The sequence below is a fragment of the Curtobacterium sp. MCBD17_021 genome, from assembly GCF_003234525.1.
Classification (GTDB): Bacteria; Actinomycetota; Actinomycetes; order Actinomycetales; family Microbacteriaceae; genus Curtobacterium.
This window is the reverse complement of sequence record NZ_QKTS01000002.1, coordinates 1-13,594: the sequence shown is the minus strand read 5'-3', so window position 1 is coordinate 13,594 and position 13,594 is coordinate 1. Positions and strand designations below refer to the sequence as shown.

The window sequence follows — 13,594 nt, the reverse complement described above, 5'->3', positions numbered from 1 at the left end:
CGGCCCCCGTCGCCCGGCCCCACTCCCTCAGACCCGGCGGATCTCCGTCACCGACGAGTACCCCGTGTCCGGGTGCTTCCGCATCGACAGCAGCCGCTCCATCGACGGCTCGAGTGCGGTGACCTTGTCGAGCGGTGCGCTCACCACGAGCTGGAACCCGAGCCGCAGCCAGGCCGTCACCGCGCGGCCGGCGAACTCCGAGTCCGCCTTGATGAACGCCTCGTCGAGGAACACCGGCGCGAACCGGGGCCGGGGACGGGTCTCGTCGCCGAGCTGGTACCGCAGGGCGGCGCCGACGATGAACGCCACGAGCTCCTGCGTCTCACCGCCGGACTTGTCCCCGAGTGACGAGTACACCCCCAGGTCGTTGCCCTCGACGTCGTACCGCACGGCGGTGATCTCCATGTGACGGCGGACGTCCAGCACGGCGTCACGCTGGGTGGTCCGGCCTCGCGGGGCTCCGGGATCGGGGCGGATGACCGCCATGAACCGCCGCAGCCGCCGGAAGCGCGTCTCGAGCACGTCGTCGGTCAGCTCGGCGTCCACCGACGCCGACAGCGCGCGGAGCTCCTTGCGGAACTGTGTGACGTCCTCGCGGGTGACGCGGCGGATGACGATCTTCAGACGGTCGCGGTTCGCACCGAACGGCAGGTCGCGGAGGATCTCGTTGACCGGCTCGAGCCGCTCCTCGATCTCGACGACGGCGCGGTCGAACGCGCCGGAGAGCGGGACGAGGTCCTCACCGCTCCACTGCGACAGCCGTCGACGCCACTCACTGCGTCGAGCGTGCAGGCCCGTGGCGACGATCTGGTCGAGGATCGCCCGGTAGTCCGGGTACGACGCCACCCCGGTGCCGAGGTTCGGGTCCGGCCAGGCGTCCTGGTAGCGCTCGAACGTCGTGGTCAGCGCCACCGAAGCGGTCGCTGCACCGTCGAGGGCCTGCGACAGCCGCTCCTCGAGCCGCCGGCGGAGGCGCTTGGTCGCGTCGTCGAAGCCGTCCACGCCGTCGGGCGCCCCGACCTCGTCGAACGCCTCGGCGAGCAGGCGCTCCTGCTGCTCGTCGGGCAGGCGTTCCGGTGCGTCAGCGAACCGCTCGAGGATCTCGGCGGCGGCGTCCTGGCCGTCGACGAGCACCGCGTGTCGTTCCTCCAGGCGCTTGACGCCGAGGCGGGCGGCGGAGCGGCGGTCGGCGGCCTCGTCGAGGGCGGCGCGCAGGCGTGCCACGGACTCGCGGAGCGTCCGCAGCCCGTCGTCGGCGGCGAGCAGTGCCTGCCGTTCGTCCTCGAGACGGGCGAGCGCTGCGTCGGCGCCCGCCACGTCGACGGCGTCCCAGGTGACGTCGACCCGGTGCTGGTGCGCCGTGCGGAGCGCGTCGAGGGCGGCCAGGTCCTGCGCGATGTCGGTGCGGCGGGCCTCCAGGGCGGTGAGGTCCGCGGCGATCTCGGCGAGCTCGGTCTCGACGGAGCGGACGCGGGACTCGTTCGTGAACCCGATGACGTTCGCCTGACGGCGGTCGCCGTGCGCACCGCGACGGCCGTCCCGGAGCTGCCCGGCGACGGTGACGCGCCGACCGCCACCACCGAGGTCGGTGGCGTCGCTGACGCAGCGGGCGTCGATCCGGTCGGACTCGATGCGCTCCCGGACCCAGGTGCTGAAGGGCGACGGCTTGATCGCGAGCTTGCCGGACACCATCGAGCTGTCACCCTGCAGGTCGAGGTGCGGGCCCATCGGGACGCCCTCGAACTGCACCCGCACCGGCAGGCGCAGCGAGTCGATCGCGGCGCTGAAGTCGTCGAGTCGGTCCTCGTCGACGAGCAACGTCCGGGCCACGGGCGCGAGCACGGACTCGATCGCCGTGCGCCACTGCTCCTCGGCCGGCAGGACGTCGAGCAGCTCGGCGACGAACGGCACGTCCGCGGGGTCGAGACCGGCGGCCTGGGCCATCGCGACGCGGGCCTCGTGCATCGGCAGCGGCATCGCGCCCTGGCGGTGCTCGAGCGACCGGCGCTCCTGGCGCAGGGTCCGCTCACGGTCGAGGAGCGGGTACTCCTCGCGGGTCAGGGCGTCCCGGCGGCCGTCGAGTTCGTCGCGGCGCGCCGCGTACGTGCCGAGGAACTCGTGGCTCGCGCGCTGGGCCTCGGCGAACTCGGCCTCGGTCGTCGACGGTTCGCCGAGGGGTGCGGTGCGCTCGTCGAAGACCTCGCGGGCGCGGGCGACGGCGGCACGCTCCCGGGTCCCGCGGTCGATGCGGTCCTCGAGCTGGGCGAGCGCATTGCCGCCGGAGTCGCGGAGTCGGGCCTCGGCGTCGCGGAGCTCGACCTCCACCGCGGCGTGCCGGGCCGACGCGGCCTCGACCTCGGCGCGCGTGGCGGTGCGCTCCCGGGTGTTCCGTTCGACCTCGAGGTCGAGCAGCTCCCGCTTCCGCGACGCCGTCCAGTGCGCGAACGGGGAGACGTCGGCGCCCGTGGCGATGCCGTCCAGCGCGGCTGCTGCGGCACGGGAGCGTTCGATCTCGTCGTGCAGCGCGGTGACGGGGGAGAGGATGCGGACCTTGCGCTCCTCGGTGTCCATCGCCTCGTACGCCTCGTCGAGGGCCGCGAAGTGCGCGAGGGCACGGTCGGCCGCCTCGTACGTGCCAGGGGTCTCGAGCACGAGCGACTTGTAGAGGGCGTCGACCGTCGGCATGTGCTGTCCGGCCTGGATCCGGGCGAGCAGGCGCATCGCGCGGTTGCCGCCACCCGAGTCGCCGATGCCCAGCCGGGTCTGCAGCGTGTACGCCAGCTCCTGGTAGGTGTCGCGGATCACGAGCCCCGGGATCCGACCGGTGAGCTCGAGGTGCGCGAACCGCGACGGCACGAAGTCCTCGAGCCGGCGCAGGTCGAAGACGTCGTCGACGGTCGCCATGGTCATCTGGATGTCCGCCACGCCCCGGGCACGCCGCGGCACGATGTAGGCGCGGAGGACGGTGAAGCGCCGCTCGTCGTCGTTCCGGAAGGTGACCGCGACCGCGCCCCAGGTCGTCTGCTCGTCGCCGCGGAGCGTGACGTCCTTGAGCGCCCCGGTCTCCGGATCGCGCCGGGTGTCGACCTTGCCGCGCAGGTATGTGAGCAGGTTGCGTTGGTCGGCGCTGCGCGCGCGGCCCGTGGTCGCGTCGTTCGAGGCGCCGTTGAACGGCACGTCGGACGGCATCATCACCGCGAGGTACGCGTCCATCAACGTCGACTTGCCCGTCCCGGACGCGCCGGAGATGAGGGTCGCCGTCCCGGAGAGCTCGACCTGACGATGCCCCTGGAAGCCACCCCAGTTGACCACCTGCATCGACTCGGCGCGCCACTGCGCGACGGTGTCGAACAGGGCGGGGATGCCCGTGGTGTCGATGTCGACGGTGCTCACGCGCGGTCCTCCTCGGTGTCGTCGCCCGCTGTCCCGGGCTCGGTGTCGTCGCCGTCCTCGGCGTCCGAGGTGGCCGGGAGGCCCGCCCCGTCGCCGTCCGTCGGCTCACCGCCGCCGCCGGTGGCCGCGGTCCGCAGCCAGGTGTCGAGCTCGACGAGGCGCTCCAACGGGAGCAGGACCTCGACGACGCTCGCGACCCGGAAGCGGTCCGGGTCGCTGGTCTTCAGCAGCACCCGTGCCGTGACGAGGCGCTCGATCGCCTTGGCGACCCGGGCCTCGTCCCGCGTGCGGTCGGTCGCGGTCGCAGGCCGGAAGCCGGACACGTGTCCCAGGATCTCGGACCGGTCCACGACGACCTGGTCGGGGCCCGGTCGGGCGTCTGCCCGCAGGCGCATGCGCAGGTAGACGAGGACGATCGTCTCCTCGCGGGTGTACGGGGCGTCCCGGAGCAGGGTCGGGAACCCGCGCCGGGTGCTCTCGGAGCGCGCCTGGCGTTTGAAGGCCACCTCGCGGTCACGGTCGACGTGCAGCTCCAGGAACAGGTCGTTGAGCCGGGACCGGAGCTGGTGCTCGGCGTCGAGGACCGCGCGCCACTCGTCCACGTGGGTCCGCGCGCTCACGTACGGGTGCCGGAGGAGGGCGACCAGGGCGCGGCGCTGCGGCTCGTCGAGTCGGCCCTCGTCACCCTCGAACAGCGCGAAGGTGCTCTCGTCGCGCACCGGCTCGTCGACGGTCGCCTCGCCGTGGCCCCCTGAGGACACGCCGGAGGCTCCGAACGCGTCCTCGAACGCGACCTCGTCGTGGACGGGTACTGGCGTCGTGTCGCTCACCGTGCCTCCTGGCCGGGCTCGTCGTCGGGGTGGGTCGTGCCGCCGCCGCGGGGGAGCGCGGCGGTCGGCATCTGGAAGGTGACGGGTTCGCCGTCGGGTCGGACCGTGCGGTGCGGCGCGGAGGCGGTGCCCGATTCGAAGTCGTCGTGCCCGGTGAGCAGGTGCGCCAGGCCGAAGAGCTCGACGGGGCGGCGCTGCTCGGCGGGCAGTTCGTGGAACGCGTCCACGCTCGTCGCTGCCGACCCGCCCGCCAGGACGTGCCGGAGTTCGGCGAGGAGCGGCCCGCCGTGCCGGCGGAGGGACTCGACGTCGATCTCCTCGAAGACGTCGTCGTCCGGCTCCTCGATCGGCGGTGGCACGGACTCGGCGTCCGGGTCGTAGAACTTCTCTCGCAGGGTGCCGACGGCCGCCGACGGTGGCAGGAGTCCGAGCGGCACGCGGTCGCGGGCGGAACCGACCTCCATCCACGCCGCCAGGCCGCGGTTCACCGAGCGGAGCACGGCGTCGAGCTCGCGGTCCCGCACGACGTCGTGGGCCACGATCTGGTCACGGAGCGTTGCGGTGAGCATCCGGCGCTGGGCGAGGACGTCCTCGATGCCCTGCCGCAGGATGCCGACCGTCCCGCGGAAGGTCCGTCGCTCGGACGCGCTGAGAGAGCCGGCGAAGGGGTGCTCGAGGATCGTGGTGATGTCGTCCCGGAGCCGGAGGAGCAGGGCGTCGTCGCGGAGGAGTTCGAACGCGCCCTGGAAGGCCCGGCCCTCCGGTGTCGACTCCATGAGGTTGTCGGTGCGGGCGAGGTAGCCGTCGAGGATCTCACCGATCGGGCGCACCTCCTGCCGGAAGTCCTCGACGATCTCGCGGTGCATGGTCGCGACCGCCTCCTCGACCCGCTTGAAGTCGCTCGGCAACTGCCGGATGAGGTCGGTGATGTTCGCGTAGCCGTCCCGCATGCGGTCGGCGTCGACGGTGACGACCTCGTCCCCGCTGGCCAGACGCGCACGCTCGGCCTGCAGTTCCGCGATCTGCGCGTCGAGCCGACGGACCTGGGTGTCCCGGTCCGGCTCGGCGCGCGCGGCCCAGCGGTGCACGGCGTCGACGATCATCGCGAGGCGGCTCTCGCTGATGAGGGCCCGTTCGGCGGACAGCGCGTCGATGAGGCTCAGGGCTTCGAGGGCGTGGCTCGTCAGGCTGTACTGCTCGTCGCCGTCCGGCGAGTTCGAGCGCACCAGCCACTGCGCTGCCACCCACTCGCGGCAGAGCGACCGGCCGTTCGGACGTGGCGCCTCGCCCACCGGGACGTCTCCGGTGGGCGAGTCACCCGCGGGCACCCGGGCGCCCGTGGCCTGCAGGCGGGCGACGTGTTCCTCGACCTGCAGGTGCATCCGGTCGGCGGGGACGTACTGCACGTCACGGTCGAACACCGTGCGGAAGACCGAGACCACGGCGGCGCTCGTCGGACGCGACATCAGTCGGAGCGTCGGCCGGTCGAGCACCTGGCGGACCCTGGCGAACTCGAGGTCGACGTCGGTCATGCTGCCCTTGCTGCGGTCGTACGGGTCGTGGGATGCGAAGAGCCCGACGCGGTTGCGTCGGGCTCTTCGGGTGGTCTTGCTTGCCCGTGATGGGCACGTGGGCGATACCAGACTCGAACTGATGACCTCTTCGGTGTGAACGAAGCGCGCTACCAACTGCGCCAATCGCCCCCTGCACTTGGGTGCGGATCGATAGTAGCGGATGTCGGGCCGTGCTCCGAACACGTGTGGGTCGTCGCGCGCGTCGCGCTGCTTCGGTCCGATCGCGAGGCACATGGGGATGCCGTCCGCTTCGGCCGCGGGGCCCGTCCAGACCCCGCCGATCCGCATGAACGCGGGGGACACGCCCGGTGAACGAGAACGGTTTTGGAGAAACGGCGGGGAATCGGTACAGTTTACGAGTCGCCGCGAGAGCGGGTCGGACGAAAGCGATGTGACTCCGGTCACGTCATGCGGATGTGGCGCAGTGGTAGCGCATCACCTTGCCAAGGTGAGGGTCGCGAGTTCGAATCTCGTCATCCGCTCGAGGTGCCTGTCTTCTCCGGAAGACAGCAACTCTCCAGAAGAGGTGTCCCACCGATCGGGTACTCACGCCAGACGTGGACCTTGATGGTGGGGTGGCCGAGAGGCGAGGCAGCGGCCTGCAAAGCCGTCCACGCGGGTTCGAATCCCGTCCCCACCTCCAGTCCGCTCCGGCGGAACTCATCTGGGCGATTGGCGCAGCGGTAGCGCGCTTCCCTGACACGGAAGAGGTCACTGGTTCGATCCCAGTATCGCCCACCAGATCGAAGGCCCCCGGCCGGTCCACCAGGACCGACCGGGGGCCTTCGTCGTCGTCCACGGCGCCCGCCGCCGCTCAGCGCAGCGCGTCCCCGAGCTCCTCGAGCAGGTACGCGATCGAGGCGGCACCGTCGAGGAGCATCTGCACCGAGACGCTCTCGTCGCTCGCGTGCCAGTGGTCCTCGGGCAGCCCGGTGCCGATGAAGAGCACCGGTGCTCCCAGCACGCGGCCCATCAGTTCCGCCGGGCCACCGCCGGCGTTGCCCATCCGCCCGGCCGTCTCGGTCCCGTGTCCCCGTTCCATCGCCCGCACGAGCGCGTCGAGCGCCGGTCCGGACGGCGTGACGTACGGGTCCTGACCGGACTCCTCGGGGATCTCGAGCTCATGGGTGACGCCGTCGGGCATCTGCTCGGCGACGAACGCCCGGAGCTGCGCCGCCACGGCGGACACGTGCTGGCCCGGGACGGTCCGGATGCTCAGCTCCGCGGTCGCCTGGCTCGGGATGACGGCCCGCGGGAACCCCGTCGGGTCGCCGGCGAGCAGGGTGAGGACCTCGATGGACGGGCGCGCCCAGAGCCGTTCCTCGACCGTGTGGCCGACCTCGCCGGTGATGCTCGTCGTCTCGGTGCGCTCCACCCAGACGTCCGGGTCGAAGTCCAGGTCGCGGAGCTCCTGCCGCCGCTCCTCCGTGAGCTCGTCGACGTCGTCGAGGAACCCCGGGATCGTGATCCGACCGTCGGTGTCGTGCATCGCCGCGAGCACCCGGACCAGGGCGTGCACCGGGTTCGGGGCCGGACCGGATGCCGCCCCGCTGTGCACGTCCCGCGCCGGGCCGGTGACGGTGAGGGTGCCGCCGGTCATCCCGCGCATCGAGGTGACCACGGCTGGGTTCCCCGACTTCCACTGCAGCGTGTCGGAGAAGACCACGACGTCGCAGGCGAACCGCTCGGGGTCCGAGTCGAGCAGGGCCGCGAGGTGCGTCGATCCGAGCTCCTCCTCGCCCTCGACCAGGTACTTCAGGTTCACGGCCGGTCGCCCGTCGTCGCGCGTGCCGAGGTGCGCCCGCAATCCCCAGAGGTGCGCGACCACCTGGCCCTTGGCGTCCGAGGCACCCCGGCCGTACAACCGGCCGTCGCGCAGGACGGGGGAGAACGGCGCGGTCTCGACCCACTCCTCGGGCTTCGCGTGCCGGACGTCGTGGTGGCTGTAGACGAGGACCGTCGGCAGCGCCGGATCGACGAGCCACTCGCCGTACACGGCTGGTGACCCGCCGGCGTCCAGCACCTCGGTGCGCAGTCCGACGGCCCGCATCGCCCCGGCGAGCCACCGCGCGGACCGTTGCACGTCCAGCGCTCGTTCCGGCTGCGACGCCACGGACGGGATCCGCACCCAGTCCGACAGCTGCTGGACGATCTCGTCCTGCGCCGCCCGGAGGCCCGCGGCGACGTCGTCCACCCCTGTCGGCCCGGGCGCCGCGCTCGTCCGCTCCCCCGTGTCGGTGTCCGTCGGACTGTCGGTGTCCGTCGCACTGTCGGTGTAGGTCTCGGTGTCCGTCTCGTGTTCCACGTGGCCGACGCTAGGGAAGGACCGACCAGGCGCCTCCCGGGATCCGCGTGACCCGGATCGTGCGCCCGGGGGGAGCGGACCAGGTGCCCCGGCACGCCGAGTGGGACGGCGCGGTGCGTGGGCTCTCAGTCCGGCCGGCGCAGGGTCGCGACCCCGTCGTGCAAGGGCTGCGTCTGCCACGCCGCCGTGACGGTGCCGTCCTCCAGGTCGACGCTCACGTGCAGCAGGTGCGGGGTCTCGACGAACCGCACGTCCACCACCACCCGGTCCCCGGAGCGGGCACCACTGGCGGCCGTGGCACCGTCGACGAGCCACTCGCCCTCACCGACCGGCACCGTCACCTCGCCCGAGGCGTCGACCAGGGTGAGCACCCACCGACCGGACACGTCCTGGGTCAGGTGCACCGCCTCCAGGCCGGAGTCACCGCCCACCGGGACCGGCGACGACGGCGGCGCTGCGGGGAGGGAGCCGAGCGGACCGTCCCCCGGACCGCCGCCGAGCGGCGGCAACGCGAGCGCGGCGAGCCGGTCGCGCAGACGGTCGTCGGCGTCGACGGACCCGGGACGGTCGACGGCCGGCAGCAGGTGCGCCCACACCGCGTCGAGGACGGCCTGCATGTCGGTGCTCTGCCCGGTCATCGCGACCACGACGTCCTGCTCGGGCAACACGACGCAGAACTGGCCGTAGGCGCCGTCGCCGCGGAAGCCGTGCCGGTCCATCCAGAACTGGAAGCCGTAGCCACGGGACCAGTCCGGGTTCACCTCGTCCGGGTTCGGCACCTGCGCGCTCGTCGCCTGGTCGACCCAGTCCTCGTCGAGGATCCGCTCGCCGTCCTGGACGCCACGCTGCAGGTACAGCTGCCCGAGCGCGGCGATCGCCTCCGTCCTGGCGAACCCGCCGCTGTACCCGAGCTCGGCACCGCGGTCGTCCCGGAGCCAGGCGAAGTCGTCGATCCCGAGCGGGGCGAAGAGCCGCGGGCGCAGGAAGTCGAGGAGCGTCTCACCGCTCACCCGCCGGACGATCTCACCGAGGGTGTACGTGCAGGGCTGGTTGTAGGCGAAGACGCTGCCGGGCTCCTCGTCCGGCGGCAGGAGCAGGAACCCCCGGACGGTGTTCGTCGGGTCGGTCGCCTCGGCGCGGTCGATGGTCTCGGCGCGGTGCCCGCTCGCCATCGCGAGCAGGTGCCGCACCCGCATCCGACGGGTGCGTTCGTCGGTGACCTCGGCGTCGAGCTCCGGGAAGTGGCTGATGACCGTCGCGTCGAGGTCGACGAGGCCGGCACGGACGGCGATCCCGACGGCGGCAGCAGTGAAGCTCTTGCTGAGCGAGTACAGCAGGTGCACCCGCTCCGGGGCGAACGGCGCCCACCACCCCTCGGCGGCGACCGCGCCGTGCCGGAGCACCATCAGGCTGTGCGGCTCCACCGCCGGGGTCGACCCGAGGGCGGACACGAAGGCGTCGATGCCCGCAGCGTCGATGCCGAGAGCGGACGGGGAAGTGCGTCGGAACGTCGTCGTCACCCGTACAAGCGTAGTCCGGGCGTCCGCCGCGACGTCCGGCACGCCCGACATGCGGACGGGAGGCCCGGATCACCACTCGGGTCGGGTACAGTGGTCGACGTTGGTCACCCCGGTGTCCAGCATGCGGATGTGGCGCAGTGGTAGCGCATCACCTTGCCAAGGTGAGGGTCGCGAGTTCGAATCTCGTCATCCGCTCGGAACAGCAGCACGACAGAACCAGCACGACAGAACCCCTCGGCCCATCGGCCGAGGGGTTCTGTCGTCTCGCTTCGTCCGCGTCCGTCGTCAGACCGCGGCGACCGCTCGCGCGCCCGGCAGGCCGACCCACCGCTCGGCGCCGGTGTCGACGACGGTCACGAGCACGGTGTCACAACCGCGGCAGCGGGCGACGCTGCCCATCGCGGTCCGGTGCACCCGCGTCAGCGCGAGCAGACCGGTGGACCCACAGCCGGCACAGCACAGGCGCGCCGACGTGGCGTCGATTCCGAGGACCTCGACGAGGTCCCCGGCCAGGGCGTTGCCGTCGACGATGGTCATCACGCGCCTCCGAACCGTTCCGCACGCACCCCGGTGGTGTCGTGTCCGAGCTCCCCGAGCCACCGCAGGACCTGCTCCACGAAGGGCGTGGATCCGCAGACGTACACCAGGGCACCGGCGTCCGGGGGCGACACCGCCGCCGCCAGTCGCTCGCGGGTGAGCCGCCCGGCGGGGGTCGTCGCGTCCTCCGGTGCCCGGCGGCTGTAGACCAGGTCGAGCGTGAAGGGCGCACGGTCGGCCGCGGCCACGGCGGCGTCGAGCTCCGCGCGGAAGAAGACGTCCTCCGGGGTGCGGACGGCGTAGAGCAGCCGGAACGGGCTCGCGTCGGCGGCTTCGGCGTGGGCGGTGACCATCGGCAGCAGCGGGACGATGCCGGACCCGCCGGCGATGAGCTGGACCGGTCGCTGCGAGTCGTCGGTCCCCGGGTGCCAGACGAACCAGCCGCCGAGCGGGCCGTGGACCTCGAGGGCGTCGCCGACCTCGACCGCGTCGACGAGGAACGGCGAGACCTCGCCGTCCTCGACCCGGTCGACGGCGAGCGTGAGCCGCGTGCCGTCTCCGGAGGACGCGATTGAGTACGACCGGGTGGCCTGGTAGCCGTCCTCGGCAGTCAGCCGCAGGTCGAGGTGCTGGCCCGGGTCGTTGCCGGGCCACGTCGGGACGTCGAGCACCAGGCGACGGGCGTTCGGGGTCTCGGGGGAGACCGCGGCGACGGTGGCGGGGTGCCAGGCCGGGCGGCGGAGCTGCGGGGCCGGCGGAGTGGGCGCGGGACGGGCTCCCGGGACGGCGGCGTCGTCGGCGGTGGACAGGGTCACCAGTACCGCTCTTCCTTCCACGGGTCGCCGTGCATGTTGTAGCCGGCGTTCTCCCAGAAGCCGGGCTCGTCCTCGGCGTGCATGACGATGCCGCGGACCCACTTCGCGCTCTTCCAGAAGTACAGGTGCGGTACGAGCAGCCGGGCCGGCCCACCGTGCTCCGGGGTGAGGGGTTCGCCGTCCGCCTCGAACGCGATCCACGCTTGGCCCTCGAGCAGTTCGTCGAGGGGGACGTTCGTGGTGTAGCCGCCGAAGCTGTGCACCATGCAGAAGTCGAGCGAGGTCTCGACGTCGGCGAAGAGCTTGTCGAGGGGCACACCGCGCCAGCCCATCCCGAGCTTCGTCCAGTGCGTCACGCAGTGGATGTCGACGGTGACGTCCTCGAGCCCGAGCGCCCGGACCTCGTCCCAGGTCCACGAGTGCAGGCCGGATTCGGTGCGGATCGAGAAGCTCCACTCGGAGGGCTCGATCTCCGGCGTCGCGCCCGCCGAGAGGACCGGCCAGTCCTGCACCAGGGTCTGCCCGGGCGGGATCCGGCTGTCGTCGGCGTCACGGCGGCGTCCGCCGAACCCGCGTGTGAAGGTGGCCATCGCGTCCTCGTTCCCTGGTCGTCCCCGGCGTCCGTCCTGCCGATGGCTCGATCCTGCCGCACCGCGGCGCGGTTGTCAGCAGCCGCGCGGCGGCGCCGTGCCGCAGCCGTGTCGTCAGCCCGTGGGGGTGACGAGCCCCGACTCGTACGCCAGCACGACGGCGTGCACCCGGTCGCGGAGCTGCAGCTTCGCCAACACCCGGCTGACGTGCGTCTTGACGGTCTGCTCGGCGATGTACAGCTCGCGGCCGATCTCGCCGTTCGAGCGGCCGCGGGCCATGAGCATGAAGACGTCCCGCTCCCGGTCGGTGAGTGCCGCCAGCACCTCGGCGGGCGCACCGGTGGGCCGGGGCCCGGCCACGAAGGCCTCGACCAGGTGCCGGGTCACCCGTGGCGCGAGGAGGGCGTCCCCCGAGGCGACCGTGCGCACGGCAGCGATGAGGTCCTCGGCTCCGGCGTCCTTGAGCAGGAAGCCGCTCGCGCCCGCCCGCAGCGCGTCGAACACGTAGTCGTCGATGTCGAACGTGGTGAGCATGAGCACCCGCACCGGACGACTGTTCGGCGCCGCGGTCATGCGCCGCGTGGCCTCGATGCCGTCGAGGACCGGCATACGGACGTCCATGAGCACGACGTCGGGCTCGAGACGGACGCCGAGCGCGACGGCCTCGGCCCCGTCCCCGGCCTCGCCGACGACCTCGAGGTCGGGCTGCGACCCGAGGATCGCCACGAGCCCGAGCCGGAACACCGCCTGGTCGTCGACGACGAGCACCCGCGTCACCGGTCGGCTCCGTCCAGCCGGCGGGGCAGCGCGGCGACGACCCGGAAGCCGCCGTCCGGTGTCGGCCCGGCGTCGAGCGAGCCGTCCAGGGCGGCGACGCGGGACCGCATGCCTGCGAGACCGTAGCCGCCGTCGTCGGCGGGTGGCGGGGGAGCGTCGGGCGCTGCCGCGTTCACCACCGCGACGCGCAGGACGCTGCCCTGGCGGGTGACCGTGACGGCGGTGTCCGCGCCGGGGGCGTGGCGGACGACGTTGCCGAGCGCCTCCTGCACGACGCGGTAGGCGGTCAGCTGCGCGACGGGGTCGACGGATCGGTCACCGATGCCGTCGCCGGGGGCCGTGCCGGGGTCGACGTCGAGCACGACCGACAGGCCGGCCGCCCGCGTCGAGGCGACGAGGGCGTCGAGGTCGCCGAGCCCGGGCTGCGGAGCGCGCTCGGCGTCCTCGTCCCCGCGGAGCGTGCCGAGCAGCTGTCGCATCTCGCGGAGCGCCGTGCGCGAGGTCGCGGCGATCGTGGCGAACTCCGCCCGCGCGGCCGCCGGCAGGTCGGCCACGCGGTACGGCGCGGACTCCGCCTGCATGTGCACGACGGACATGCTGTGCGCGACGACGTCGTGCAGCTCGCGGGCGATCCGCGCCCGCTCCTCGACCGTGCGACGTGCGTCGGCCTGCTGCTCGGCGTCCCGCCGGGCCGCCCGGAGCTCGACTCCGACTGCGCGTCGCTGCCCGAGCAGGACCGCGGCCGCACCGACGACGAGCCAGCTGCCCGCCGACACCGCGAGGGTCGTCACCCAGACGTCGGTCTGGTCCCACCGTGCGGGCACGACGGCCACGAGCACGAGGGTGAGGACGGTCGCAGCACCCCAGACGACCGAGGTCGTCAGCCAGTCGGTCCGCAGCCCGAGCACGACGAGGAGCACCGCGACGCCGATGATCGCCGTGACCGACAGCGGCCACGGCCCGACGGTGCCCGGTGCGGCGAGGAGCCCGAGGCCGACGAGCGTGACGAGGTGCACGGCGGTGGCGGTGCGGGGTCGGACCGGCGCGACGAGCAGGGTTGCGCTCAGCACCGCCGGCAGGAGGAGCGCGAGGGGCACCGGGACGTCGTGCACGACCGCGGCCACCGGGGCGCCGACCGCGAGCAGGGTGACCGCTGCGACGACGAGCGTCCCGCGGGTGGCGAGCACCGACCAGGAGGCCCGGATCCGGGTCCCGGGGATCCGGATCCTGGTGTCGGGGTCGGGGTCGGGGTC

Annotated in this window: 10 protein-coding genes and 5 tRNA genes; 4 read left to right on the top strand and 11 right to left on the bottom strand. The window is 73.0% G+C overall.

Features of this window, described 5'->3' with window-relative positions:
• Positions 1-27: 27 nt before the first annotated feature.
• From DEI83_RS01965 to DEI83_RS01950, 4 genes are all read right to left on the bottom strand, one after another.
• On the bottom strand, positions 28-3,393 hold the full coding sequence (locus tag DEI83_RS01965) for an ATP-binding protein (protein WP_111080138.1): 3,366 nt from the start codon (positions 3,391-3,393) through the stop codon (positions 28-30).
• Positions 3,390-4,223, bottom strand: coding sequence for a DUF4194 domain-containing protein (locus DEI83_RS01960; RefSeq protein ID WP_181431031.1), 834 nt, complete (start codon positions 4,221-4,223; stop codon positions 3,390-3,392). Before DEI83_RS01960 ends, DEI83_RS01965 begins: the two co-directional genes overlap by 4 nt.
• Positions 4,220-5,755 (bottom strand): DUF3375 family protein, encoded by a 1,536-nt coding sequence (locus DEI83_RS01955; protein WP_111080137.1) that lies wholly within the window; start codon positions 5,753-5,755, stop codon positions 4,220-4,222. Before DEI83_RS01955 ends, DEI83_RS01960 begins: the two co-directional genes overlap by 4 nt.
• Positions 5,756-5,853: 98 nt before the next feature.
• Positions 5,854-5,926, bottom strand: a tRNA-Val gene (locus tag DEI83_RS01950).
• 281 nt (positions 5,927-6,207) lie between these two features.
• Here DEI83_RS01950 and DEI83_RS01945 point away from each other — a divergent pair.
• The 3 genes from DEI83_RS01945 (at position 6,208) to DEI83_RS01935 (ending at position 6,538) form a co-directional block, all read left to right on the top strand.
• A tRNA-Gly gene (locus DEI83_RS01945) sits at positions 6,208-6,279 on the top strand.
• A gap of 87 nt (positions 6,280-6,366) precedes the next feature.
• A tRNA-Cys gene (locus DEI83_RS01940) sits at positions 6,367-6,440 on the top strand.
• A 23-nt stretch (positions 6,441-6,463) separates the two neighbouring features.
• Positions 6,464-6,538, top strand: a tRNA-Val gene (locus tag DEI83_RS01935).
• A gap of 73 nt (positions 6,539-6,611) precedes the next feature.
• Here DEI83_RS01935 and DEI83_RS01930 read toward each other — a convergent pair.
• Positions 6,612-8,102, bottom strand: a complete 1,491-nt coding sequence (locus tag DEI83_RS01930) for a M20/M25/M40 family metallo-hydrolase (RefSeq protein ID WP_258371014.1) — start codon at positions 8,100-8,102, stop codon at positions 6,612-6,614.
• A 125-nt stretch (positions 8,103-8,227) separates the two neighbouring features.
• Positions 8,228-9,622 (bottom strand): serine hydrolase, encoded by a 1,395-nt coding sequence (locus tag DEI83_RS01925; protein ID WP_258371013.1) that lies wholly within the window; start codon positions 9,620-9,622, stop codon positions 8,228-8,230.
• Positions 9,623-9,745: 123 nt separating this feature from the next.
• Between DEI83_RS01925 and DEI83_RS01920 the strand changes: the two genes are divergently transcribed.
• Positions 9,746-9,817, top strand: a tRNA-Gly gene (locus DEI83_RS01920).
• A 90-nt stretch (positions 9,818-9,907) separates the two neighbouring features.
• On the opposite strand, the gene DEI83_RS01915 is transcribed toward DEI83_RS01920, so the two are convergent.
• The 5 genes from DEI83_RS01915 to DEI83_RS01895 all read right to left on the bottom strand — a co-directional run.
• Complete coding sequence (locus DEI83_RS01915) at positions 9,908-10,159, bottom strand: DUF6510 family protein (protein ID WP_111080135.1); 252 nt, start codon at positions 10,157-10,159, stop codon at positions 9,908-9,910.
• Entirely contained in the window at positions 10,159-10,974 is an 816-nt protein-coding gene (locus tag DEI83_RS01910; RefSeq protein WP_258371012.1) for an FAD-binding oxidoreductase, read from the bottom strand. Before DEI83_RS01910 ends, DEI83_RS01915 begins: the two co-directional genes overlap by 1 nt.
• Positions 10,971-11,564 carry a molybdopterin-dependent oxidoreductase gene (locus DEI83_RS01905; protein ID WP_111080134.1) on the bottom strand — a complete coding sequence of 198 codons (594 nt, stop codon included), beginning with the start codon at positions 11,562-11,564 and terminating at the stop codon, positions 10,971-10,973. The genes DEI83_RS01910 and DEI83_RS01905 overlap by 4 nt, the downstream gene beginning before the upstream one ends.
• 114 nt (positions 11,565-11,678) lie before the next feature.
• On the bottom strand, positions 11,679-12,341 hold the full coding sequence (locus DEI83_RS01900; RefSeq protein WP_111080133.1) for a response regulator transcription factor: 663 nt from the start codon (positions 12,339-12,341) through the stop codon (positions 11,679-11,681).
• On the bottom strand, positions 12,338-13,594 hold a 1,257-nt coding region (locus DEI83_RS01895; RefSeq protein WP_111080132.1), incomplete at its 5' end, for a sensor histidine kinase. The genes DEI83_RS01900 and DEI83_RS01895, both read right to left, overlap by 4 nt.